A 25,070-nucleotide genomic window follows, 5' to 3' on the forward strand; every position below is an offset into this window, starting at 1 on the left:
ACCGATCCCGCCAGGAGCCAGTATGCGCATCCGCCCCTCCATCGCAGCAGCCGTGGGCCTCAGCACCCTCAGCCTCTACTCCGTCGCGATGCCCAGCATCGCCGACGCCGCCACCACGATCACCCCGACCCCCACCCCGCCCGCGACCCCGGCGTACGCCGCGAACGCGACGGCCGACATCCTCAGCCTCAACGCCGTGGGAGTTCCGGCACTCGGCAGCCTCGCCGGTGTCGTCGTGGGCGAGGCACAGGGCCAGGTCGACAGTGACGGCGGCCTCAGCGCAGGCGGCCAGCCGGTGCTCGCGAAGGCCTTCGGCGGCGCACTGTCCCTGAAGGTCGCCGAGCAGGGCGGTGACCCGCTCTACTCGCTCCAGGGCGCTCCGCCGGACAACACCACCGCGACGACCGGCTCCGGGGCCACCATCGCCCAGCTTTCCCCGCTCGCGAGCGTCGGCCTGGTGAACACCTCCGCCCAGGCGCGTTGGAACAGCGCCGCCTCCTGCGCCCCGACCTCCCTGGTGCCGACGACCTCCATGGCGTCGACAGCGGACCTGACGGTCGTGGGTGGCGACGTCGCCGGCCTCACCCTCCCCGCCCTGGTGACGCTGCCCGGCACGGCGTCGGTCGAGGAGACCATCACCCAGACCGCCAACACGGCCACCGCTGCGGACGACCGCATCCTCACGGCCACCTCGACCAGCAACGTCGCCGCCGTCGAGCTCCTCGGCGGAGCGATCAAGGTCGAGGTCAACCGGAACCCGTCGCTGACGGCATCGGCCACGGGCCTGGCCGGCAGCACCGGCGCGGTCGCCTGGACCTCGCCGCTCCTGTCGGTCAAGGTGGGCACCCAGGACCTCACGATCCCCGCCGACGGCTCCCCGCTCAACATCACCGGCCTTCCCGGACTCTCGCCGCTGCTCGACGTCCAGCTCTCCCTCGGCCAGAAGACCGACGAGGTGACCAGTCGTACCGGCGCCTCGGCGAAGGCGTCCCTGCTGCACGTGAAGGTCTCGCTGCTCTCCGGCGTCGCCGGTGGTCTCACCGTGCTCGACACCGACGTCGTGCCGTTCAGCGCGAGCGTCACCGTCCCCGACGGCGGCATCCAGTGCACCACCGACCCCGACGGCGACGGCCTCACCACCGACCAGGAGCAGGGGACCGGCACGGACCCCTACAACCCCGACACCGACGGTGACGGGATCGCGGATGGCGCCGAGGGGTCGTCCACGACGGTTCCGGCTCCCCCGGTCGTCACGGCGCCGACCGACGGGACCCTCTCCAAGGATGCGACCCCCGACGTCGTCGGCACCGCCCCGATCGGCTCGACCGTCTACCTCGCCATCGACGGTGGCACCGCCGTGCCCGTGAACGTCGACGGCACCGGTCACTGGACCTACACGACCGGGACGCTGGCAGAGGGGCCGCACACGCTTGTCGCCACCGACAAGAACGCCTCAGGTGCCTCGAGCAGCCCGGTCACGGTGCACTACACCGTCGACACCGTCGCCCCGTCTGCCCCGGTCGTCGGTCCGATGGCGCCGAGCAGCGACACCACGCCGGTGATCGCCGGCACGGCCGAGAAGAACTCGACGGTCGACGTGTACGTCGACGGTGCCAAGGTCGGCACGGTCACGGCCACGCCCCAGGGGACATGGAGCTATCAGGTTCCCGACTCGGGAGCCCTGGGTCTGGGCCTGCACCCCATCACGGCACAGTCGACCGACGCCGCCGGCAACGTCAGCCCGATGAGCTCGACGGTGACCTACACGGTGACCCTGCAGGGCACGGGCACCCCTGACGTCGTCGCGCCCGGAGCACCACTCATCGCGCCGATCCCCGCCGGCACCGACACCACACCGACGATCTACGGCACCGCCGAGCCCGGTGCGACGGTCGGCGTCTACATCGACGGCACCAAGGTCGGCACCACGACGTCGGGCAGCAACGGGGTGTGGGCGTTCACGCCGACCACGCCACTCAGCGTCGGTGATCACACGGTCACCGCCACGGCCACCGACGCCGCCGGCAACACCAGCCTGATGTCGTCACCCGCCACCGCGACCATCTCCTCGATCCCGCCGACCGACACCGACGGCGACGGTCTCACCGACCCCCAGGAGGCGGCGCTCGGGACGAACCCGAAGAAGGCCGACACCGACGGCGACGGCCTGACCGACGGCCAGGAGGTCAAGGTCTACAAGACCAACCCCGTCAAGGCCGACACCGACGGTGACGGGCTCACCGACGGCCAGGAGGTCAAGGGCATCCGGATCCGGTCCAAGCTCCGCCTCAAGGGCAAGCTGAAGGCGAAGCCGAAGGCCGTCGTCTGGGTGGTCAGGACCAACCCGCGCCTCGCGGACACCGACCACGACGGCATCGGCGACGGTGCCGAGGCCAGGGGGACGAAGAACACCAAGAGGTTCAAGCTCTACGGCCGGCACCTCCCGACCAACCCGCTGCGCGCCGACTCCGACCACGACGGACTCACCGACAGCCAGGAGATCGCCCGCTACCGGTCCAACCCGCTCGACTGGGACACCGACCACGGCGGCAAGGCCGACGGCTGGGAGGTGAAGCGCGGCTGGAGCCCGCTGAAGAAGGGCAAGCTCCCTCCGGGCTACAAGAAGCTCAAGAAGTCCCAGAGGTAGGGCCTAGCCTTGACGGGTGAGTGAGTCGCAGGGCCCGATCGTCTACGCCGAGCGCAGGTCCATCACGGAGGCCGAGTCACGACGGGCGAACGGACCGGACTGGGACAAGTACGCCGACGAGTACCAAGCGACGCACGGGCCCTTCCTCGGGGACATCGGCTTCGTCTGGGGCCCGGAGGGCGTCACCGAGGCCGAGCTGAACATCCTCGGTGACCTCGACGGCAAGCAGGTCCTGGAGCTCGGATCGGGCGCCGGCCAGTGCGCCCGCTGGGCGCGGTCGGTCGGGGCGACGGCGTACGGCCTGGACCTCTCCCACCGCCAGTTGCAGCATTCCCGTCGTCTCGACGAGGCGACGGGAGTGGCGGTGCCCTCGGTACGCGCGACGGCGACGGCACTCCCCTTCGCCGACGGCGCGTTCGACGTCGTCTTCTGCTCCTTCGGCGCGCTGCAGTTCGTCGCGGAGATCGGCACGACCATCGATGAGGTGGTGCGGGTGCTGCGGCCGGGCGGGCGGTTCGCGTTCTCGATCACGCATCCGACCCGCTGGATGTTCCCCGACGACCCCGGTCCCGACGGACTCGTCGCGAGTCAGCCCTACTGGGACCGCACGCCGTACGTCGAGGTCGACGTGGAGACCGGCAAGCCGTCGTACGTCGAGCACCACCGCACCCTGGGCGACTGGGTCTCCCTGCTGGCCGGGGCGGGCTTCCGGATCACCGACCTCGTGGAGCCGGAGTGGCCCGCGGGCCACGAGCGGATCTGGGGCGGATGGAGCCGCGCCCGGGGCGAGATCACCCCGGGCACTGCGATCTTCGGTGCCGACCTGACCTGACGGGCCGGGACGGCGTCAGATCACACCTTCGACATGCGGGCGGCCGGCTTCGGGGCCGGCTCCGGCGTCGCCCGCCTCCGGAGCAGGAAGACGCCCAGGGCGATCAGGATGACGCCGAGCACGAGGCCGCCGAACCGGGCGACCACGTCGACGAGCCGCAGCGAGGAGGTGTTGCTCTTGGCCGTGTCGACGTTCTTCTTCACGGTCTCCGCCGTGTAGCGGACGTCGGCGTCGAGGAGGAGCGTGCCGTCAGGCAGCGCGACCGTCTGCGAGCCGGTCTGATCGATGAACGAGCCGGTGGTCGGGTCGACCCAGATGGTCTGCTCGGCCTGGTAGGTGCCCTGCGTTCCCTCGGCGATCTCAGCGTCGGTCTTGGGAACGACGACGTGGAACTCGTAGGTCTCCAGGCCGTCGATCTTCTTGGTGCCCTCGTAGGTGGCGGTGACGGCCTTGCCGAGCGTGCCGTCCCAGTAGGGGTAGTCCTTCTTCTCCGTGTCGAAGGGGAACTTGATGACGACGCCGTCGTAAGGAGCCACCTCTGCGGAGTCCTTGACGTACTTCGCCTGGTCCTCGACCGGCATCGACGTACGGCGGTCGAGAGCGAACTTGTTGGTGCCGATCGTGACGATCGAGGGGTCACTCGCGTCGAGGACGAAGTCGCCGTTGTCGTCGATGCAGGGCTCGGCGGACGTCGCCATGCAGCTGACCTGCTGAGCGGCGAAGACGTCGCCGGTGGATGCGTGGGAGTCGGCCAGCGTGTGGTTGGTGTAGACCACCGGGACCGGGGTGTCGGACTTCGCCAGCGCTCCCGAGGCCGTGCCCGTCAGCTGGGTGACGGAGTCGACGTCGAGCGGGATGCGGTGCGCAGCGTCGTGCCCCCACACGAAGGCGATGGCGGATGCCGCCAGGGCGAAGGCACCGAGAAGCAAAGCGACGCGGCCGAAAACAGAACGCACGAGGACCCCTCCCAAGGTCTTGAGAAATCGTGGGAACCCTAGCAGTCGGCCCGGGGCGCACTGTGCATCGCGTCACATTGGCATTTCCCGGCGCGCTGATGCACCGTGCCATAGTTCCGTGCGTGCCTCGTTCGTCCCATCGCCTGTCGCTCGGCCCTCGCGAGTCCGTGGTTGCTATCGCCTTGGTCATGATCGCAGCGCAATTGCTCTTCCGCGCGTGGGCTCTCTACGGCTCGTGGTTCCGTTTCGACGATGCCAACTTCATGTCCGTCGTGCTTGATGACCGTGTCGATCTGTCCACCCTCGCCCACGGGTACGCAGGCCACCTCACTCCGGGCGCTTTCGGTGTCAGCTGGCTCAACGTGAAGATTGCTGGACTCTCGTGGTCCCTGCCGGCAAGCGAACTTCTCGTCCTCCAGGCCATCGGCGACCTCGGTGCACTCGTCTTCCTGGCTTCCGCCTTCGGCCTCAGACCCGGCATCCTGGCTCCCTTGGCGCTGTTCCTCTCCACCGCGCTGGCCCTGCCGGCGATGATCTCGTGGGGCCCCGGGATCACACAGGCCCCGCTGATCGCGGTCATCTTCTGGGGCGGGTGGTGCCACCTCCACTACCTGCGCACGAGACGGCTCCGATGGGCGGTCGTCACGATGACGATCACGGCCGCCGGCCTGCTCTTCGGTGAGAAGACGCTGCTCGTCTTCTGGCTCTACGCCTTCCTCGCGCTCGCCTACTTCGCCAGCGGTGACAGCATCGCACGCCTCCGCCACGTCTTTCGGAGCTATCGGTCGGGCGTCGTCCTGTACGGGATCGTCGCCGTCGCCTACCTCGTGTGGTACGTCGAGGCCGCACTCAACTACGATCCGGGCTCCTCGACCCGCCAGCCGTTGCTGCCGCTGATCGGCAACCTCGTGGGCATCAGCTGGGCAACAGGAGTCGTGGGCGGCCCTTTCCGCTGGGTCTTCCAGCCCGGACAGTCGGCTGGAACTGCGAGCCCCGGCCAGCTCTTCATGCTGGCCGCCCTCGCGGTTCTGGCCATTGTCGGTCTCGAGATCAGCCGGCGCCGCCTCCGCTCGAAGCGGGCATGGCTGCTCGTGGCGCTCTTCCTCGCGAGCGACGTCCTCCTGATCAGCAGCGCTCGCTCGCTGATGGGCCCAGCCCTCGCCCTCTTCTCCCGTTACGTCACCGAGATGGCGGCCGTCTCCGCCATCGCCCTGGCACTGGCGTGCCTGCCACTCCGGGGAGCCGTCGAGACCGTCGAGGTCATCCCCGGGGACGGGTTCCTCGAGCGGCCGGCGCGGATCACCGCTGCCATCGCAGTGGTCGCAGCCTTAGGCACCTTCTCGTCGACGACCTACGCGCGGGACTGGCACGATCATGACCTCACCAAACTGTGGTTCGACCACGTGCGTGGCGACATCGTCGCCCACCCCTCGCAGCGCACCCTGATCGACACCGCCGTGCCGTCCTGGATGATCTGGGGAGCGGCGTATCCCGACAACATGGTCCGCAGTGTCCTGCACCAGTGGTCGAAGCACATCGCCTTCGACCGCATCACCCAGGATGAAGTGGACATCGTCGCAGGAGACGGTCACATCCGCCCCGCGCTGATCACGCCAGTGCGACACGATGTCGGCGGCGCCGACCGTGGGTGCTCCTTTCCTGAGCGCGGCGGGCGCATCATCGTGCCGCTCGACGGCCCCGTCCTGGGCTACGGCTGGTGGGTCAAGGTCAGTTACTACAGCGCCACGGCCACTCCGCTGACCGTCCAGGCGGGTTCGCTCCACCACGAGACCGTCGTGGACCCCGGCCTGCACAGCCTGTACTTCCCCGCCAGCGGTGAGCGATTCTCGACGCTCGACTTCACATCGATCGCGAACGCCTCCGGCTTCTGCATCACCGATGTCCAGCTCGGCAAACCCGAGGCAGCACCGGACACGAACGGCAAGTCGTGATGCTCAGCCGGCCCTCGTCGATACCCGCCCTGGACTCGGTGCGGTTCATCGGCGTACTGGCCGTGCTGCTGACGCACGTCGGCTTCAACGCCGGCACGTACACGACTGCCGGGGTCTTCGGGCATGTCGTGTCGCGGCTCGCGGTCGGCGTGTCGGTCTTCTTCGTCCTCTCAGGCTTCCTCCTGTCGCGTGAGTGGCTGGTGCGGGCGGCAGCCGGCGAGCCGGCCCCATCCGCACTTCGCTACTACTGGAAGCGGTTCTGGCGGATCTACCCTGCCTACCTCGTCACGGTCGCCGTCGTCATGGTCGCCTTCCCGGCCAACCGTCACCTCGGGCTGCCCCGTTGGGTCAGCGCACTCACGATGGCAGACAGCTACAGCCGCCACACGCTCCCCGACGGCTTCACGCAGACTTGGAGCCTCGCGACCGAGGTCGGCTTCTACGCGCTCCTCCCGTTGATCATGGCCTTGATCGGCCGGCGGTTGGCGCGCTGGCGGATCGTGACGGTGCTCGTCCTCCTGAGCGCGATCAGCTTCTGGTGGATCGGCGACCTCTCGGGCCGGCTTCCACTCGCCGGCCGTCCTGCCGGCGAGTGGATCCCCGGTTACCTCTCGTGGTTCGCCGCGGGCATCGCATTGGCAGTCGTGCACACCGCCCCAGGACTCTTTCCCCGCACGGACCGCGCACTTCGTGGTCTCGGCCGCAGCCCCGGAGTCTGCTGGACGCTTGTGCTCGCGGTGCTGTTCATCGCATCGAGTCAGCTGGCCGGCCCGTGGCTGCTGCTGCCCATGACGACCTCGGAGGCGCTCACGCGCCACGTGCTGTACCTCGTCACAGGCCTGTTGATCGTCATCCCCGCAGCGTTCGGCGACCCGGCGTCCCGCTGGGTCGCCCTCCTCTCACACCCATGGGCGCGACACCTGGGACACGTCTCCTACGGCATCTTCCTTGTCCATATGGCACTCCTGCAGTTCGCCATGTGGGTGTTCGGCTTCGCGCAGTTCCGCGGACACTTCGTCACGATCACCCTCGTGGCCTTGGCTGCCTCGATCGTCGTCTCGGAGGCTCTTTACCGATTGGTCGAGCGCCCGTTCACGCGCTTCGGCCGACGCTCCGCGACCATCCCGACCATGACTCCCAGCGCCCATAGAACCACGTAGGCCGTCCAGGCCCAGGAGCCTGCCCACGCCCCGAAACTCCCCCAGGGATGCAGCGCATAGGCCAGACCCACGGCCAGGATCCCGGCCGCGATGAGACCCCACGCGACCTCATCCCTGCCGAGTCGCCGGCTGAGCACCGCGAGGCCGATGCCGACGACTGCGGCTGCCACGGCGGGCCAGCCTCCCATCAACCCGATGACCGACAGCCCCAGGCCCCCCACGACAGATGGTGGCCACGTGGCCTCACTCGACGGCGGCAGCACGCCCGAACCCCAGCGGCGCCACAAGGTCAGCGCGAAGAGTAGGAGAAGCCCACATAGCCCGCCCGCAAGAGCCCATCGGTAGATCGAGTCAGGTGCGAAGGCCACGTGGACCGGCGTGCTGCTGCCATCTGCGAGCCACCCCTGTCGCCAGCCGTCCAGGATGATCGGCTTGAGCCGGTGTCCGCCCTGCGTCGCCTGCCACCCCGCGTTGGCGTTCTCCTGCTGATCGAGGATGACGGTGCCGGGCGAGGGCTCGATCGTGCGCGTGGTCGCAGTCGTGGCCCGACGCGACTCGTTCGCCGTCCCCACCAAGCTCACTCCAGCGTCCTGGACAGTCAACGAGAGGGGGATCAGCGTGTCGGTGGCATCGACCCGGATGTCGTTGGCGCCGGACTGGAGTGCGGCCGGACCGCAGAGTCTCGCAGGGACCTTTCGCATCGCGTACAGATCATCGGCCGAGGCGACCAAGCGCGTCTGGACGACTGCGGAGCCGACGTGGACGTCGGGTCCGGACCCACAGCCCCAGTCCTTCTGCTCTGTGGAGGGTGCCAACGAGCGTGGCGGCAGGCCGCCCAACCGAAGGCGACTGATACCGACCGGGAGTTTGTGCCATGTCCCGGCGGCGTCCGTCCACGCAGCGTCCTGGCTGTCCGTCACCTCGATCTGGAGCCGGTCGGTCGTGATCGGCTCCGGGAGGGTTGCCAAGCCCTTGCCGTCGAGCGTCACGTCCACCGACCCCCCGGGCCAACGCAGTTGGAGCGCGGTCGGTTTGCGGGCCGGAGCCAGCTTGGCGAGGGCCGCGGTGACCGAGGTGATCCTCCGCTCGCCCAGCCAGTGCACGTCGACGGTCGGGCTCGGATCGTCGACGGCAGCCATCCAGGTGCTCGTGGGCCGACCGTCCAGAGCCGCCACGACCGAGGCGCGCGCATCCGGCACCCCGGACGAGGATGCGGAGGCACCAATCAGGAAGCCGCTCTGCAGTCGCTCTGTCAGTGCTGCACCAGGCCTGGCTTGGACCGTCAGGCTGCCGGAGTAAGACGTGGGTAGCGCCGCGGAAGGAAGCGTGACGACTCGCTCGAAGCCTGTCGGCTCCTCCGAGGCGTGGGCGCGCTCAGCGACGCACGAGGTCCGTGTCCCCCGGGTGACACACCCCGTGCGGTCGTCATGAAGGGCACGCAGCAGGATGGTGTCCGGAGCTCCCCAGGTCGACGGGATCGTGGGAAGGACCAACTCACGCCGTATGTCGACGCCGGCAAGGGATACGTCCGCGAGGGCGAGCTTCTCCCCCTCCACCCCTCTGATCTCGAGCCACGTGGTGTCGCCATTGGGAAGCGAGACACGGTGGGTCGCACCGGCCGTGAAACGCACCGGCGCGCCAGTTCCCGCAGCTGTCCGCACGCGGACGGCTGTCGAGCTCTCACCCCCGAGGCCAAGAGTGATGCTCACATCGTTCGCCGAGACCGTGCGGCCGAGGTTCACCCGCCACCACGGCACGCCCACGGTGGTCCCTGAAACCCACTGGGTCCCGGGATCGCCGTCGATCGCGGCGAAGGGCAGTTCGCCTGGCTCGGCACCGCCGTACTCGGTCGCATCCGATGCGGACGAGGACGCCGCGATCGAACGTGCCCCGATGAGTTTCGCCGTTGTTCTCCAGGCGGTGCCACCACTGATGGCGTAGTCCTGCACCCGGTTTCCGGTACGCCGGACGTCGCCGGGTGTGCGCACTGCCGATGCCGCCTCGTGGATCTGGCCGAACCCGCGCTCACGGTCGAGTAGGCCGTCGGTGAGGATCATTGGCCCGGTGGGGACGGCGGCGTCGCTCGCTGCCAGATCACTGCCGAGAACGGCCGGCGCGTCGGTGAGCACCCCCGCATCGACGGCATCGAGGAGATCCTCGGGTCCGCCGATGACGACGGGAGCCTTGTCTGCGGAGACCAACTGCTGCGCACCGTCGACCGCATAGATCTCGAGTGCCTGCCGATGACGTGCGAGCCCGGCATCGATGACAAGGCGTCCCTCATCGGACTTCACGACTGGGTCACCACCGACGTCAGGCCCGAATGCCTTCAGCAGATGGATCCCGGGCGAGCCGCTCAGCGCCTGCGTCACGTAGGCGTCGTCTGGCGTGTCGAAGGATGGCTGCAAGTCGTTGCGGACCACGAGGAGACCGACACCGGCGCGGCGCAGGTAGTTGGCAAGGCCGTCGGACGGCGTGCCTTGCGCCAGCCTGGTCTCCACGGCGTCGAGCATGCGGATATTGCCCGCCGGTGCAAGCGGGACAGCATTGCGCACCGCCCAGTCCTTCGCATCGAGGTATTGCATCGGCTCATCATCCGGCGAGCCCCAGAGGTAGTGCCCGAATGAGGAGCCCGGAAGCAACAAGGCGACGCCGCGATGCTGTTCGTTCACCCAGGTCGCTGCTTGACTCCAGTATGCCGGCGTCGACTGGACCGGGTTGAGTGGCGCCAGTCGGCCCGTCCATGCGGGCATCGCCGCAGCAAAGGCGGCGAGGCAGACGAGACCCGCGACGCCAACGCCCGGCGCCAGGAGGCCGGCACGCCTTCCCAGGCGAAGCTCGATCCGCCTGCGAGACCGCAGGGCCACATCGACACTGATTCCCAGCCCGACGACGAGCGGCAGTCGCACGATGGGGTCGAACTTGTGCAGGTTGCGAATCGGTGCAAGGGCACCGTCGAGCAGGCCGCGTAGGGAGCCGTCGCCCCATCCATGGGCACCGGTCGAATGCCCGAGGGTCACGAGTACGAGTCCGCAGAGAAGCGAGACGACCAGGAATAGTCTGTGCCTCTGTTGCCGATGCACGATGCCGATCAGGCCGAGTCCAACCAACACCGCACTATCGAGAGCGAGGAACCCGACGGTGATCATCTCATGGCCGCCCCGCCACGTGCTGTCGAGATAGGCGACCCAGTCGGTGGTGCCTCGCAACGCATCGACGACGTTGTTGGCGAAGGTCGTGGTATCGGCGCTTTCGATGAAGTCCAGGAAGGGCGGCGAGTAGGCGCCGAGGAGGACGAGCGGCAAGAGCCACCATGCCGTACCGAGGATGGTGAAGAGCGTCCACCACCCAAGAAGAGGCAGACGTCGGGGACCACGGCCGCGGGTCAACAGCCAGATCACTCCGAGAGGCAGGACAGCCGCGGTCGCTGCAGCGTTGATGCCTCCCGCCGTCGCCACCGCGAGCCCCGCCCAGAAGCCAGCACGCCGGACAGACCCTGCCTGCGAGCCGATGACCAGCGGGAGGAGCACCCACGGTGCGATCGCGAGGGTCCATGCCTCGCTCGAGATGGGGCCGATCTTGGTGAGCAGGGCGGGGGACAGGGCATACGCAAAGCCGGCGATGAGCACGGAGGCGTCCCGGCGGGCACCGAGCGCCCGCGTGACGAGGGAAGATCCGACGAAGGCGACGCCCAGGACGGCTGCGTACCAGAGCCGCTGGACCACCCAACCGGGAAGGCCCACGAGGTGTCCGACCACGAAGAACGGGCCCGTCGGCCAGATGTACCCATAGGCCTGGTCCTGTAACTGCCCGAAGGATGTCGAGTCGTCCCACAGGTGCAAGGCACGATGGAGGAACTCCACCGGTGAGACCGCAAGGTCGAACTTCGTGTCGGAGACGAGTAGTCCTGGCGACTGGATGAAGGCCAGTCCGAGAAGGAGTGAGCAGGAGGCGACGAGACGAAGCCGGAGGCGCACCGGCGCACCATACCCGAGTCCGAAGTCCGGTCCGGAATGTGCGCGATCTCACGGTCGGACCTACGCTTATCAAGTGGGTCCTTGGGGAGGGACGGCCGTCAAGGGCCGTCAGATCGTGATGCTGAGCTGGCGTGACACCGCCAACCCTGAGGGCGGCGGAGCCGAAATGTATCTCGAGCAGGTCGCCCATGGCCTGCGCGGCCGCGGCGATCGCGTCACCGTCTTCACGGCCGCCTACCCGGGTGCGGCGCCCGACGAGACCGTCGACGGCATCCGGTTCGTCCGCCGCGGAGGCAAGCTGAGCGTCTATCTCTGGGGCATGTGGCTGCTTCTCACCGGTCGACTCGGCCGGCCCGACGTTGTGGTCGACGTGCAGAACGGCCTGCCGTTCTTCAGCCGGCTCGTCACCCGCCGCCCGGTCGTCGTGCTGGTCCACCACGTCCACCGCGAGCAGTGGCCCGTCGTCTACCCCGGCCTCAAGGGTCGCGTCGGGTGGTGGCTCGAGTCCAGCGTCGCGCCGCGGCTCTACCGGCACTGTCAGTACATCGCCGTCTCCCGTGCCACGCGGGACGAGCTCGTCGGCCTGGGCGTCTCCGGCTCACGGATCGCGGTCGTCCACAACGGCGCCGAGCGTCTCCCCGACGTGGCTCCGACCAAGTCCGGCCAGCCGTCGATCTGCGTGGTCGGCCGCCTCGTCCCGCACAAGCGGGTCGAGCTCGCCGTCGACGCGGTGAACGCCCTGCGGGCGGAGTTCCCGGAGCTGACGCTCACCATTGTCGGCGACGGCTGGTGGGCCGACGAGCTCAAGGCGTACGCCGACCAACACTCCGAGCCGGGCGCGGTGACATTCCTCGGCCACGTCGGGGAGTCCGTCAAGGAGTCCGTCTACGAGTGCTCGTGGGTGATGGCCGTGCCGTCCCTGAAGGAGGGCTGGGGCCTCGTCATCACCGAGGCCGCCGGTCGGCGCACCCCGTCGATCGCCTTCCGCTCCGCCGGTGGCACAACCGAGTCGATCATGGACGGCGTCTCGGGGCTGCTCGTCGCGGATCCGGCGGAGTTCACGCGCCGTCTGGGCGACGTACTGCGGGACGAGGTACTCCGCAAGGAGCTCGCCGAAGGTGCATGGTGGCACGCGGCCGGTCACACGTGGGAGCAGTCCCAGATGAACTTCGCGGCGGTGCTCGACTCCGCCGGAGCGGGCCGAGTCATCGCCGCGAGTGACTGAGTCTGCGAGTGCGGCTCAGTTGCCAGACGTGCTGCCGTAGCTGATCGTCGTCGCCTGCGAAACGTCGCCAGAGTGCGATGGAGCGGACTCGACAGTGCTGTTCACCAGGCCGACGACCGTGACCGCCGCGACTGCGCCGCCAGCGATGATGCTGCCGACCGTTGCCAAAAAACCGAAACCGAACATCGGTCCCTCCTCCCAATCAGTCCCGGAGCCTAGCAGGCTGATGGCGTCCTGTGGCCATCCTCACACTTCTGCCTGCCGCACGTGCCGCGCCGCATCCCACCACCAGCAGGAAAGCGATCCATGCCAGGCCCTGGGCGACTCGCGCGGGCATGCCCGCGGACGGGACCTGGACGAGCCCGTCCAGGCGGATGATGCGCAGAAGCGGGCCGTCATGAACCACGCTGCCCGCCACCTCAGGGACGTCGCCACCGGCGTCGTTCTCGCTGACCACCCATCCGATGCCGGCGCGTCGCAGGGCGATCGCCCGTGCGTCAGGCGTCGACTCCCCCAGCGCCGCGCGCGCCGCTCGGGCCGCCGGGTCCTCCCCCGGTACGCCGACACCGTCGACCACCAGGTCGTCATCGAGCGTCACGTCGACGGCCAGCACCCGCGCGAGCGGGTCGATCACAGGCTGGCCGCCGTTCCACGCCGGCGCCCGGTAGTTGCTCAGCGGCACCAGCAGCGCGGCGCCGTGACCGGAGGCGACCCGAGCCCGCGCGGCGAGCCACTCCGCGGGATAGTGCGCAGCGCGCAGGGACCCGCCGAGCCCCCAGGCAGCATCCGTCATGAGGGCGACAGGAGCTGCGACGACGGCCAGCGCCAGGGCACCGGCGGCGAGACGTTGCGGCGCCCAGGCGCAGAGGCGCTCCACCGCCGCGGCGACGATGCCGACGGTCAACGGAAGGGCGAGTGCAAGCTCGCGAGTGCCGTCCCGCAGCAGAGCGCCACCAGGGACCCAGCCGCCCAGATCCGCCAGCACACCGGGCACGGCCCAGCTGACCACGGCGACACCGACGCCCACCGACCACAGCACGACCAGAGCACCGCCCTGCCGAGGACCTGACGCGCGCCACCATCGCCGCCCGCCGGCCACCACGGCGAGGACGAGGAGCAGCAGGCCGAACCACGGCAGCACCCCGTGCCGTGAGTCGGGAACGACGTCGCCGTTCCAGATGCCACCGAGCGTCAGCGCCGCCAACGGTCCCGGGAGTCCGTCGCCCGAGGTCGCGAAGGCGCGGTAGCCCGCAGCATCGGCCGCAGCCGCCGCATGGACGAAGCCCGCCACGATCCACGGGGCGTTCGCCGCGGCGACCGCAGCGACGAGAACGGCCGTGCGACGCCAGGCGCCTCTGCCGCGCCCTCCCCCTGCCAGTGCGGTGATGAGCAGCGTGGCCCCGCTCACGAGACCGGCGTTGGCGCTCAAGCTGCCGAGGACGAGCACGAGCAGCGCCCAGCCGGGCAGCGTGCCTCTGGCAGCGACGCACCGACCGGCGATCACCAGCCACGGCACCGCCGCATAGCCGAGCAACACGGGCCAGTGGCCCATCCCGAGCCGCTCGACGACGAAGGGGTTCCAGATCGCGACGCTGGCCACCGCCAGCCGAGGAGCGGTACGTCCACCGACCAGTGCCGCCGCGCCGAGACCCGCGCCCACCAGCGACCCGAGCAGCACGAGCTTCTGGATCAGCATGGCGGGGATCACCTCGTCGAGCGCGGCGATGACGGCATCAGAGGGCACCGCCCTCGGCAAGGCGGAGCCGAGGCCGAGCACATCGGCCCGGCCCAGAGCGAGATCGGGCACCCACACCATGTCGCGATGCAGCACGTAACCGGGGCCGAGGGCGGGACCGAGCAGCATCACCGACAGCAGGAGGCTCCAGAGCAGAGACCAGAGGAGTGGGCCGCAGCCCTTCCCGACGCCCGCTCGACGACCCAGCCCGCTCACGCGGTGAACATTAGGTCAGCGTCGTGGGCACACACGCGGCGACGGCGCCGTCCCCTGCCCGGTGCCTTAGGCTCACGCATCGTGACGACTACCGACGTGCGGCCCTCCGGCCTACGTCGCCTGCTGGAGAGCGGCGGGCTGATCGCAGTGGCAATCGTCGTCATGAACATGTCGACGTACGGCTTCCAGATGGTGGCGGCGCGCCTCGTCGGTCCCGAGGAGTACGGCTCGATCGCGAGCCTGCTCGCGATCCAGCTCGTCTCCTCCGTCCTCCAGCTCGGTCTCCAGGCGACGGCGGCCCGACGGATCGCCGCGGCGCCCGACGACGTCGCCGAGGTCGAGCACGGCATCCTCAGGCTGGGATGGCGGGCGGCCGGCGCGCTGACCCTGGTGCTGCTCGCCCTGTCGCCGCTGATCAGCCACCTCCTGCACCTCCAGAGCCTCTATCCCGCCCTGCTTCTCGCGGTCGGCGCGCTGCCGATGAACGTGCAGGGCGCACAGTGCGGGATCCTGCAGGGCGAGCGGCGGTGGGGAGCACTCGCGCTGGTCTACCTCGCCGCCGGCGTGCCTCGTCTCGCCATCGGCGCGATCGCGCTGTCAGTCCGGGCCACGGAGGGCGCCGGCATGGCGGCCGTCGCGCTCGGCTGGATCGCGCCGTGCGCGGTCGGCTGGTGGTTCCTCAGCCGCGGCCGGCACGCGCGACCCCGACGAGGGGGACGATCGGTCGCCCAACGCCAGCTCGCCACCGAGGTCGCGCACAGCTCCCTCGCACTCCTCGGCTTCTTCGCTCTCTCCAACATCGACATCGTGATGAGCCGGCACATCCTCACTCCCCACGGCTCCGGCCTGTACGCCGGCGGCCTGATCCTCACCAAGGCGGTGCTGTTCCTCCCGCAGTTCGTGTCGATCGTGGCCTTTCCCGCCATGTCGACGCCGGCCGAGCGCCGCACGGTGATGCTCCGCGCGCTCGGCATGGTGGCCGTCGTCGGGGCCGGCTCGCTGGTCGGCTCCGTCGTGCTGGCCGACGTCGCGATGGTCTTCGTCGGCGGCTCGGACTACGACCCGATCCGGAGCCGACTGTGGCAGTTCGCGGCGCTGGGCATGCTGCTCGCGGCCCTCCAGCTCCTCGTGTACTCCGTCCTGGCCCGCCAAAGCCGTCGCTCGGCGTGGTTCATCTGGGCGGCCGTCATCGTGATGGGCCTGGTCGGCTGGTGGCGAATCTCGTCGATGGCGGAGCTGCTGGCACTCGCGACCGCCACCGACGCCGTGCTCTTCGTCGTCCTGTTCGGCATGAGTCTGTGGACGATGCGCGCCGACAGCACGGAGAGCCCCTCAGTGGGCGGCGTCGTGCCAACTGCGCCCGGTGCCGACACTCACGTCTAGCGGCACGGTCAGGTCGGCAGCGCCGCCCATCTCGCGACGGATCAGCTCCTCGAGCCGGTCCCGCTCCCCCGGCGCCACCTCGAGCACGAGCTCGTCGTGGACCTGCAGCAGGAGCCTGGAGGCGAGGCCCTCGGACTCCAGCGCGCGCTGGGTGTTGAGCATCGCGACCTTGATCAGGTCGGCGGCCGAACCCTGGATCGGGGCGTTGAGCGCCATCCGCTCGGCCATCTCGCGACGCTGGCGGTTGTCACTGGTGAGGTCGGGCAGGAAGCGGCGGCGACCCATGATCGTCTCCGTGTACCCCGAACGCCGCGCCTCGGCGACGACCTCGGCGAGGTAGTCCCGGATGCCGCCGAAGGTCTGGAAGTACTCCTCCATCAGGCCCCGCGCCTCACTCGGCTCGATGCCGAGCTGCTGGCTCAGCCCGAAGGCCGAGAGGCCGTAGGCGAGGCCGTAGTTCATCGCCTTGATCTTGGCGCGCTGCTCGCTCGTGACGAGTACGTCGTCAGGGATCCCGAACACGCGGCGGGCCGTGATGGTGTGGAAGTCCTGACCGGACTTGAACGCCTCGATCAGCTGCTCGTCACCCGACAGGTCGGCCATGATCCGCATCTCGATCTGGCTGTAGTCCGCCGTCATGAGCGACTCGAAGCCGGCCCCCACCACGAAGCCCTCCCGGATCCGGCGGCCTTCCTCGGTGCGGATCGGGATGTTCTGCAGGTTCGGCTCGTTGCTGCTCAGCCGCCCGGTCGCGGCGACCGTCTGGTTGAAGGTCGTGTGGATCCGGCCGTCGGGCTGGACGGTCTTGAGCAGGCCCTCGATCGTGACGCGCAGCTTCTGGGCCTCGCGATGCCGCAGCAGGTGCAGCATGAAGGGGTGCTCCGTGGCCTCATACAGCCACTGCAGCGCGTCGGCGTCGGTGGTGTAGCCGGTCTTGGTCTTCTTGGTCTTCGGCATGTCGAGCTCGTCGAAGAGCACGACCTGGAGCTGCTTCGGGGAGCCGAGGTTGATCTCCTTGCCGATGACGTCGTACGCCGCCTCCGCCGCGCCGCGCACCTCATCGGCGAAGAAGCCCATCAGGTCCTCGAGGTGGTCTTGGTCGACGGCGATGCCGGTCCGCTCCATCCGCGCGAGCACGCCGATGAGGGGCTGCTCGATGCCGGTGAGCAGCCGCGTGCCACCGGCCCGCTCCACCTCGCCGTCGAGCGCCTCGGCGAGATCGAGGACGGCCCGCGCGTGCAGCATCGCGGCCTGGCCAGCGTCTTCCGCCGGGTCGTCGAAGAGAGCGCCCTGGTCGGTCGAGACCTCGGACTTGAGCTCACGCTTGAGATAACGCAGCGTCAGGTCGGCGAGGTCGTAGGAGCGCTGGTCGGGCGCGACGAGGTAGGCCGCGAGCGCCGTGTCGGTCTGCAGGCCGAGCAGGTCCCACTCGCCCTGTCCCCACAGCGCCTGCGCCGGTCCCTTGGCGTCGTGCATCAGCTTGGGTCGCTCCGGGTCGCCGAGCCAGGCGCCGAGCGCGGCCAGGTCCTCGGGCGCCGCCGTCTCCAGGGAGAGGTACGCCGCCTCCTCGTGCGTGACGAAGGCGAGGCCGTCGACCTGGCCGGTGCCCGAGCCCCAGGAGCCACGGACGTGCAGGGCAACAGGCGTGGTGCCGAGCGAAGCGAGGAACGCACCCACCTCACCCGGAGAGAGAGTTCGACCGGCGAGCTCGAAGCCACCCTCGGCGGTCGGTTCCTCGGCCGCGCCGGCGTCGCCGACGACCGTCATCACGCGGGTGCGCAGCTCACCGCGGATCTCGAGCTCGTCGAGGAACTGCAGCGCCGCCTGCCGGTCCCACTCGGCGCGCACGAGCTCCTCCGGCCGCTTGGCCAGCGGAAGGTCGCAGACGAGCGCATTGAGTCGCCGGTTGCGGATCACGTCGCCGAGGTGCGCCCGCAGGTTGTCGCCCGCCTTGCCCTTGATCTCGTCGACGCGCGTGATGATGTTGTCCAGCCCGTCGAACTGCGCGATCCACTTGGCGGCGGTCTTCGGCCCCACGCCCGGCACACCGGGGAGGTTGTCGCTGTCCTCACCGACGAGCGCGGCGATCTCCGGATAGCGGGCCGGCGGGACGCCGTACTTCTCCTGGACGGCGGCCGGCGTCATCCGGGCGAGGTCCGAGACGCCGCGCATCGGGTACAGGATCGTCGAGTGCTCGGTGACGAGCTGCAGGCTGTCGCGGTCTCCGGTCAGCACCAGGACGTCGAAGTCCTCGGCGAGGGCCTCGGTGACGAGGGTCGCGATGATGTCGTCGGCCTCGTAGCCGTCGACCTCGAGGAACGGGATCCGCCAGGTGTCGAGGAGCTGCTTGATCAGCGGCAGCTGGCTCTTGAACTCGTCGGGCGTCTTGTTCCGCTTGGCCTTGTACTCGCTGTACTCGGCCATCCGGAAGGTCTGGCGCGAGACGTCGAAGGCGACCGCGACGTGGGTGGGCTGCTCGTCGCGCAGCACGTTGGTGAGCATTGAGGTGAACCCGTACACCGCGTTGGTGTGCTGCCCCGCCGCGGTCGCGAAGTTCTCGACCGGCAGCGCGAAGAAGGCGCGGTAGGCCAGCGAGTGACCGTCGAGCAGCAGCAGGCGAGGGCGGGTGGCTCCAGACATCGTGGATGACCCTATCTTGGGGCTATGACAGAACAGAGCCCGTCCATCACCATCGACGACTTCCTGGCCGCCCTTCCCGAGGGCATGGGGAAGCTCAACGAGAAGATGGGCGTCCAGCTCACCGAGATCTCCGCCGAGCGCGTCGTCGGCACCATGCCCGTGGAGGGCAACACCCAGCCGTACGGGATGCTCCACGGCGGCGCCTCGGTCGTGCTCGCCGAGACGCTCGGCTCCGTCGGCTCCGGCATCCACGCCTTCGCCCTCGGCAAGATCGCGGTGGGCGTGGACATCAACGCCACCCACCACCGCTCGTCCTACCCCGGCACGGTCGTCACCGGTACGGCGACGGCGATCCATCTGGGCCGCACGAGCGCGGCCTACGAGATCGTCATCACCGACGAGCGCGGCAAGCGGATCTGCACCTCGCGGATCACCTGCGCGCTGATCGCCGCGAAGTAGCGCTCAGCCGGCGGAGTTCGCCCGCCGGATCCGCCGCGCCGCGAGCACGCGCTGCGGCCGGTAGCCCGGCACCCGCTGGCTGACCGGCAGTTGCTCGGTGAGCTTGTCCCGCATCGCCTGGGTCGTGCCGACCCGGAAGATCGCCGAGGCGCCCAGCCCCAGGCGGGCGAGATAGCGGTTGGCCTCGCGCGTGCCGTGGGCGGCACCACCGGTGACATGTCCGATGCCGTTCTCCTCTGCCCACGTGGTGCCGGCGTCCATGAGGGCGTGGCCGACACCGCGGCGGCGGAACCTGCTCGCCACGTGCGGGGCGAGGATCAGCACCGTCGGCGTGAGGTTCAGCGGCGTGAGTGTCGTGATCCTCAGGAGGACGGCACCGGCGAACTCGCCGTCGTACTCGGCGACGACGATCCGCTGCTCGGCGGAGTCGGCAGAGTCCTTGATGACCGTCTCGAGGTCGGCCGCCTGCTCCTGCGCGTCGGCGCGTCGGAGCAGGTCGGCCCAGAGCTCGGTCAGGGCGAGCGCGTCCTCGACGGTCGCCTCGCGGAGGGTCACCATGGACCGGGTCATGCGGCTGTTCATGTGGGGTGCCAGCCTCTCAACAATCTGTGGTTAGCCGCCGAGATAGGCCTTGGTGATCTCCGGGTCGTTCCGGAGGTCCCTGGCCGCGCCCTCCAGCTTAAGCGACCCGGACTCGAGCACGTAAGCCCTGTCGGCGATGCTGAGCGCCGCGCGGGCGTTCTGCTCGACCACCATGACCGTGGTGCCCTGCTCGCGGATCCGGCGGATCGTGGCGAAGATCAGGTCGACCAGCACCGGCGCGAGACCCATCGACGGCTCGTCGAGGAGCAGCAGCTTGGGCCGGGTCATCTGCGCACGGGCCACGGCGAGCATCTGCTGCTCACCGCCGGACATGGTCCCGGCCTTCTGGTGGAGCCGCTCCCGCAGCCGCGGGAAGAGCTCCAGCATGGCCTCCATGTCCTCGGCCACCGCGGCCTTGTCCTTGCGGAGGAAGGCGCCCAGGTCCAGGTTCTCCGCGACCGTCATGCGCGGGAAGATCCGGCGACCCTCCGGCGACTGGGCGATGCCGAGGTTCACGATCCTGTCCGCGGGCATCCCCTGGATCGCCTTGCCCTCGAAGGTCACCTGCCCCTTCTTGGGGCGCAGCAGCCCCGAGATGGTCCGCAGCGTCGTCGACTTGCCGGCACCGTTGGAGCCGATCAGCGTGACGATCTCGCCCTCGTTGACGGTGAGGCTGAGTCCCTTGACGGCGGCGATGTTGCCGTAGGAGACGTGGACGTCCTTGAGTTCCAGCATGGTCATGGCTCAGTCCTCGTCTGCGATCGTGATGTGGTCGTCGCCTGCGGCGGAGCCGAGGTAGGCCTCGACGACGCGCGGGTTGACGCGGACCTCGTCGGGGGTGCCCTCGGCGATCTTCTCGCCACGGTCGAGCACCGTGATCCGCTCCGAGACACGCATGACGACGGACATGTCGTGCTCGATGAGCAGCACCGAGACGCCGCGCTCGTCGCGGACCCGGTGGACGAACCGCACGAACTCGGCGGACTCGGCCGGGTTCATGCCGGCGGTGGGCTCGTCAAGGAGGAGCACCTTCGGCTTGAGCGCGAGCGCACGGGCCACCTCGAGACGGCGCTGGTCGCCGTACGAGAGGTTGCGGGCGTATTCGCCGGCGGTCTTGCCGATGCCCACGAAGTCGAGGAGCTCACGCGCGAAGTCGTGGGCCTCCCTCTCCTCGCGCTTCTGCTTCGGCAGGCCGAAGACCGTGCTCCACATGCCGGAGCGCAGGTGCGAGTGCATCGCGACCTTGACGTTCTCCTCGGCCGTCATGAGACCGAAGAGCCGGATGTTCTGGAACGTCCGGGCCAGGCCCAGCTGCGCGATCTTGTGCGGCTGGAAGCCCGTGACGTCCTTCTCCCCCAGGACGACCCGACCGCCATGGTCGGGCTCGTAGAGACCGGTGAGGGCGTTGAAGAACGTGGTCTTGCCGGCACCGTTGGGGCCGATCAGGGAGACGACGGACTTCTCGGGGACGATGAAGTCGACCTTGTTGACGGCGACCAGGCCGCCGAAGGTGACGCTGATGTTGCTGGCGACGAGGGCGGGAGGGGCCTCGACTGCGGTTGCTGCGGTGGTGCTCACAGGGACGACTCCTCTGCCTTGGCCTCGGCCTGTTCGACGATCTCGTCACTCGGAGCCTCGGCGAACGTGTCGCCGACGGCGCCCTCATGCATGACTGCCCGGGTGCGGCTCTCCGGGAAGAAGCCTTCACGACGGAAGAGCATCATCAGGACGAGCGCGCCACCGAAGATGAGGAACGTGTACGACGAGAAGTCGATGCTCGTGCCGGCGGCGTTGTTGATCGTGTCACCGATCTGGCCCAGGCCGGTGCTGTTGAACCAGGAGAGGAACAGCGCGCCGATCAGGACGCCCCACACGTTGCCCATGCCGCCGAGGACGACCATGGCGAGCAGGGTGATGGAGACCGAGAAGGTGAAGGGATCCGGCAGCAGGCGACCGAGCTGCATCGCGTAGGCGACGCCGCAGAGGCCGCCGGCGGCCGCCCCGACGGCGTACGCCGACAGCTTGGTCTTCACCAGCGAGACGCCCATGGCGCTTGCGGCCAACTCGTCCTCACGGAGTGCCAGCCAGGCGCGTCCGAGTCGGCCCGAGCGGATGCGCAGTGAGATGAAGATGATGATCCCCGTGAGGAGCGCGAAGTAGATGAAACGCCCCTGGTGGTCGAAGGCGAGCAGGTTGCCCCAGCTCAGCGTGCTGTCGGTGACCTTGACCCCGCTGACGTTGTCCGTCGGACCGATGCCGAGCGACCCGTTGCCGATGTTGTGCCCGAAGATGTTGTCGCTGTTGGTGAAGAACTGGGCGGTGATCTCACCGAAGCCCATCGTCACCAGGGCGAGGTAGTCACCGCGGAGGCGCAGCGTCGGCGCGCCGATGAGCACGCCGAAGGCCGCGCAGAGTGCGACCGCGATGACCGCCACGAGCACGACGTTGAGGTGCACGCCCTGCTCGGTGCCCGGCGAGAGGTTGCCGAGCACGTCGATCGCCTTGTGCGTCGGGATGAACGACGACATGAACCACGCCGTCGAATATCCACCGAAGGCCCAGAAGGCGACGTAGCCGAGGTCGAGCAGGCCCGCGTAGCCGACGACGATGTTGAGGCCGAGGGCGCTCATCGCCCAGATCAGCGCGAGGTTGATCTGGTCGAGCGGAAGCCAGTCCTGGAAGAACGTGCCGACGTCGTCACCGAGGTTGGGGAGGATGAAGCTGTAGAAGACGAAGACCACGACGGCCGCGATGCCGAAGCCGAGCGGCCAACCGACCTTGGACTTGTCGATGCTCTTGAAGTCGATGGCCATGTGGCTACACCTTCTCCTTCGTGTTGATGTTCATGAGGCCGCCGGGGCGGAACACCATGACGAGGATGAGGACGACGAAGACGACCGACTGCGTCCAGCGCTGGCCGGCGCCGTACGCCGCGCCCTCGTTGAGGGCCTGCAGGATGCCGATCAGGAAGCCGCCGAGGACTGCGCCCGACAGGCTGCCGATGCCACCGAGGACGGCCGCGGTGAAGGCGATCATGCCGAGCTGCATCCCGAGGCTGTAGCGGACGGTGCCGATCGTCTGGGCGTACATGACCGCAGCGACGCCCGCGAGGGCGCCGCCGAGCGCGAAGGTCATGGAGATGATCCGGTTGACGTTGACGCCCATCAGGCGGGCGGCGTCCTGGTCCTGCGCGGTGGCGCGCATCGCCTTGCCCATCCGGGTCTTGGTCACGAGCCAGCTGACCACCAGGAGGATCGGGATCGTGATCAGGAAGGCGATGGTGTAGGACCAGTAGAAGTCCACGCCGAAGATGCTGAAACCCCCCTTGGGCAGGACGCTGGCGACCGACTTGGGTGAGGAGCCGTTCCACTTGAGGCCGACGAACTGGAGCACGAAGCTCATGCCGACGGCCGTGATGAGGGGCGCCAGCTTGGGCGCGTGCCGCAGGCGGCGGTAGGCGAAGAACTCGATCGCGACGTTGATCGCCGCGCAGAACGTGGCGGTCAGGATCAGCGCTGCGAGCAGGGCGAGCCATCCGGTGAGGCTCGTGCCGCCGTGCTGGTCGAACCAGCGGTCGACCACGAGGGCGCTGAAGATGGTGCCGAGCATGAAGAGGTCGCCGTGGGCGAAGTTGATCAGCTCGATGATGCCGTAGACGAGCGAGTAGCCGAGGGCGAGCAGCGCGTAGAGGGCGCCGTTGCTGATGCCGATGACGATGGCGGAGGCGAAGCTCGAGGGGCTCTTGGCGAGGTTGGCGATGAGCCAGACGGCGACAGCGGTCAGGAGCGCGTACGCGAAGGCGCGCTCGACGATGACGCTGACCCGGAGGGGCGGTTTGGGCAGGGTTACTGCGGCGGACGTGGCCATGGGGATCTCCCTAAAGGTCCGGGTGGTGCTGTTGGGATCTTCGTCCCAAGGATGGGGACGTGGGAAGGGGGAGCCGGCGCTCATGTGTGAGCGTCGGCTCCCCCGTTCTCAGTACGACGTCAGGAGACCGGCCACGGCTTGACCGTGGTCTCCTTGCCACCCTTGACCTGCTGGATGGTGATGTCGATCTGGTTCACGTCACCGGAGGCCGGGTCGATCTTGATGTCCTTGCCCAGGATCGCGTCGGCAGCGGCGATCGAGATGTCGGCGTCGTCACCGACGACCGCCGCGTTGACACCCTTGCGGGTGCCATCGGACTTCTCGATGCCCTGCATGATGACCTGGAGGGCCTGGACGCCGTAGAGGGCGTAGGGGCTGGCCGGCGGGCCGCCGTACTCGGCCTCGTAGTCCGTGAGGAACTTACCGGTGGTCTCGGTCTTGGCGAGGTCGTCGAGGCCCAGGCCCGGGAACGTCTGGTAGACGCCCTCCGCCTCGGGCAGCGCGTCGAAGTCCGGGTAGCCGACGAAGCCGTCAGGGGTGATGACCTTGACCTTGGAGTTGTCGCCGAGGATCTTGACCTTGTCCTTGATCAGCTGGGCGCCGTTGTTGTCCTCGATACCGCCGAAGTAGACGCAGTCCACGCCGTCGGACTTCGCCTTGTTGAAGAGGGCGTTGTAGTTGGCGGCCTTGCCGTCCCAGGCCTGCTGGGTGACCTTGATGCCCTCGCTCTTCGCCTCCTTGGCGAACTGACCGGCCACACCCTTGCCGTACACCTCGGCGTCGTCGAGGACGAGGCAGTTGGTGACCTTGAGGTCCTGGACGGCCATCTGCGCGCCGGCGACACCCTGGTAGTCGTCGGTCGCGACGACGCGGGCGTAGGACTTGATGCCGGTGGGGTAGAACTTGTCGGGCTCACCGGTGTCCCAGGCCTTGGTCAGGCCGGGGTAGGTGTTGGCCTCGGAGACCTCGAGGAGGGGGCCGTCGGGAGCCTGGTTGAGGATCGGGACCTCGACCTCGGCACAACCCGAGTTGTACGTGCCCATGACCGCGACGAGGTTCTTGGTGGCGACCGCGTCGTTGGCGTTCTTCGAGCACTGCGCGGCGTCCCACTTGCCGGCAGCAGCGGTGGCGTCGTCGAACTTCTTGAGCTCGATCGTGTAGTCGCCGGCCTTCGGGTTCTGCTTGAGGTAGAGCTGCATGGCGTTCCAGATGGAGTCCGCCGCGTCCTTCGACGAGCCGGTGAAGGGCTGGTCGACGCCGACGATCAGCGTCTTGCCGCCGCCGCTGCCGCCGGAGCTGTCTGAGTCGCTGGAGCCGCAGGCCGTGACCGTGAGGCCGGTCGCGGCCGCGGTCGCCAGGACGGCGATCGCCTTGATGCGCTTGTTCATTCTTGTCCTCTCAACTGCTTCGTATGGCGGGGATGCCAGGTCATGCCAGGT

At 68.9% G+C, this 25,070-nt stretch carries 18 protein-coding genes; 7 read left to right on the forward strand and 11 right to left on the reverse strand.

Annotated features, from left to right (window positions below):
• Positions 1–22 precede the first annotated feature (22 nt).
• Together LH076_RS10035 and LH076_RS10040 are read left to right on the forward strand one after the other, a co-directional pair.
• Positions 23–2,647, forward strand: coding sequence for an Ig-like domain-containing protein (locus LH076_RS10035; RefSeq protein ID WP_227780551.1), 2,625 nt, complete (start codon positions 23–25; stop codon positions 2,645–2,647).
• Between the two features lie 16 nt (positions 2,648–2,663).
• Positions 2,664–3,479 carry a class I SAM-dependent methyltransferase gene (locus LH076_RS10040; protein WP_227780552.1) on the forward strand — a complete coding sequence of 272 codons (816 nt, stop codon included), beginning with the start codon at positions 2,664–2,666 and terminating at the stop codon, positions 3,477–3,479.
• A 20-nt stretch (positions 3,480–3,499) separates the two neighbouring features.
• Here the strand turns inward: LH076_RS10040 and LH076_RS10045 are convergent, their stop codons facing one another.
• Entirely contained in the window at positions 3,500–4,435 is a 936-nt protein-coding gene (locus LH076_RS10045; protein ID WP_227780554.1) for a DUF3068 domain-containing protein, read from the reverse strand.
• 188 nt (positions 4,436–4,623) lie between these two features.
• On the opposite strand from LH076_RS10045, the gene LH076_RS10050 reads away from it, so the two are divergent.
• On the forward strand, positions 4,624–6,387 hold the full coding sequence (locus LH076_RS10050; protein WP_227780555.1) for a hypothetical protein: 1,764 nt from the start codon (positions 4,624–4,626) through the stop codon (positions 6,385–6,387).
• Complete coding sequence (locus tag LH076_RS10055; RefSeq protein WP_227780556.1) at positions 6,387–7,547, forward strand: acyltransferase family protein; 1,161 nt, start codon at positions 6,387–6,389, stop codon at positions 7,545–7,547. Before LH076_RS10050 ends, LH076_RS10055 begins: the two co-directional genes overlap by 1 nt.
• On the opposite strand, the gene LH076_RS10060 is transcribed toward LH076_RS10055, so the two are convergent.
• A complete protein-coding gene (locus tag LH076_RS10060) occupies positions 7,457–11,524 on the reverse strand; it encodes an alpha-(1->3)-arabinofuranosyltransferase domain-containing protein (RefSeq protein WP_227780557.1) in 4,068 nt (1,355 codons plus the stop codon). The genes LH076_RS10055 and LH076_RS10060 overlap by 91 nt on opposite strands.
• A 73-nt stretch (positions 11,525–11,597) precedes the next feature.
• Between LH076_RS10060 and LH076_RS10065 the strand changes: the two genes are divergently transcribed.
• On the forward strand, positions 11,598–12,749 hold the full coding sequence (locus tag LH076_RS10065; protein ID WP_227780558.1) for a glycosyltransferase family 4 protein: 1,152 nt from the start codon (positions 11,598–11,600) through the stop codon (positions 12,747–12,749).
• 15 nt (positions 12,750–12,764) lie between these two features.
• Here the strand turns inward: LH076_RS10065 and LH076_RS10070 are convergent, their stop codons facing one another.
• Entirely contained in the window at positions 12,765–12,935 is a 171-nt protein-coding gene (locus LH076_RS10070) for a hypothetical protein (protein WP_227780559.1), read from the reverse strand.
• A 16-nt stretch (positions 12,936–12,951) separates the two neighbouring features.
• The gene (locus LH076_RS10075; protein ID WP_227780560.1) at positions 12,952–14,700 is read right to left on the reverse strand and encodes a hypothetical protein; all 1,749 of its coding nucleotides are present in this window, start codon (positions 14,698–14,700) and stop codon (positions 12,952–12,954) included.
• An 81-nt stretch (positions 14,701–14,781) separates the two neighbouring features.
• On the opposite strand from LH076_RS10075, the gene LH076_RS10080 reads away from it, so the two are divergent.
• Positions 14,782–16,083 carry a lipopolysaccharide biosynthesis protein gene (locus tag LH076_RS10080; protein WP_227780561.1) on the forward strand — a complete coding sequence of 434 codons (1,302 nt, stop codon included), beginning with the start codon at positions 14,782–14,784 and terminating at the stop codon, positions 16,081–16,083.
• Here LH076_RS10080 and polA read toward each other — a convergent pair.
• Complete coding sequence (gene polA / locus LH076_RS10085) at positions 16,033–18,723, reverse strand: DNA polymerase I (RefSeq protein WP_227780562.1); 2,691 nt, start codon at positions 18,721–18,723, stop codon at positions 16,033–16,035. The genes LH076_RS10080 and polA overlap by 51 nt on opposite strands.
• Before the next feature lie 24 nt (positions 18,724–18,747).
• Between polA and LH076_RS10090 the strand changes: the two genes are divergently transcribed.
• Positions 18,748–19,182, forward strand: a complete 435-nt coding sequence (locus tag LH076_RS10090; protein ID WP_227780563.1) for a PaaI family thioesterase — start codon at positions 18,748–18,750, stop codon at positions 19,180–19,182.
• A gap of 3 nt (positions 19,183–19,185) precedes the next feature.
• Here the strand turns inward: LH076_RS10090 and LH076_RS10095 are convergent, their stop codons facing one another.
• The 6 genes from LH076_RS10095 to LH076_RS10120 form a co-directional block, all read right to left on the reverse strand.
• Positions 19,186–19,752: a GNAT family N-acetyltransferase gene (locus tag LH076_RS10095; protein ID WP_227780565.1), complete on the reverse strand. Its 567-nt coding sequence runs from the start codon at positions 19,750–19,752 to the stop codon at positions 19,186–19,188.
• A gap of 42 nt (positions 19,753–19,794) precedes the next feature.
• Complete coding sequence (locus tag LH076_RS10100; RefSeq protein ID WP_415753340.1) at positions 19,795–20,499, reverse strand: ABC transporter ATP-binding protein; 705 nt, start codon at positions 20,497–20,499, stop codon at positions 19,795–19,797.
• A 9-nt stretch (positions 20,500–20,508) separates the two neighbouring features.
• A complete protein-coding gene (locus LH076_RS10105) occupies positions 20,509–21,342 on the reverse strand; it encodes an ABC transporter ATP-binding protein (protein ID WP_227780567.1) in 834 nt (277 codons plus the stop codon).
• Positions 21,339–22,577 (reverse strand): branched-chain amino acid ABC transporter permease, encoded by a 1,239-nt coding sequence (locus LH076_RS10110; protein ID WP_227780568.1) that lies wholly within the window; start codon positions 22,575–22,577, stop codon positions 21,339–21,341. The genes LH076_RS10105 and LH076_RS10110 overlap by 4 nt, the downstream gene beginning before the upstream one ends.
• A gap of 4 nt (positions 22,578–22,581) precedes the next feature.
• Positions 22,582–23,631 (reverse strand): branched-chain amino acid ABC transporter permease, encoded by a 1,050-nt coding sequence (locus LH076_RS10115; protein WP_227780569.1) that lies wholly within the window; start codon positions 23,629–23,631, stop codon positions 22,582–22,584.
• A 119-nt stretch (positions 23,632–23,750) separates the two neighbouring features.
• Entirely contained in the window at positions 23,751–25,019 is a 1,269-nt protein-coding gene (locus LH076_RS10120; protein WP_227780570.1) for a branched-chain amino acid ABC transporter substrate-binding protein, read from the reverse strand.
• Between the last annotated feature and the right edge of the window lie 51 nt (positions 25,020–25,070).

The sequence above is a fragment of the Nocardioides sp. Kera G14 genome (assembly GCF_020715565.1).
GTDB lineage: Bacteria > Actinomycetota > Actinomycetes > Propionibacteriales > Nocardioidaceae > Nocardioides.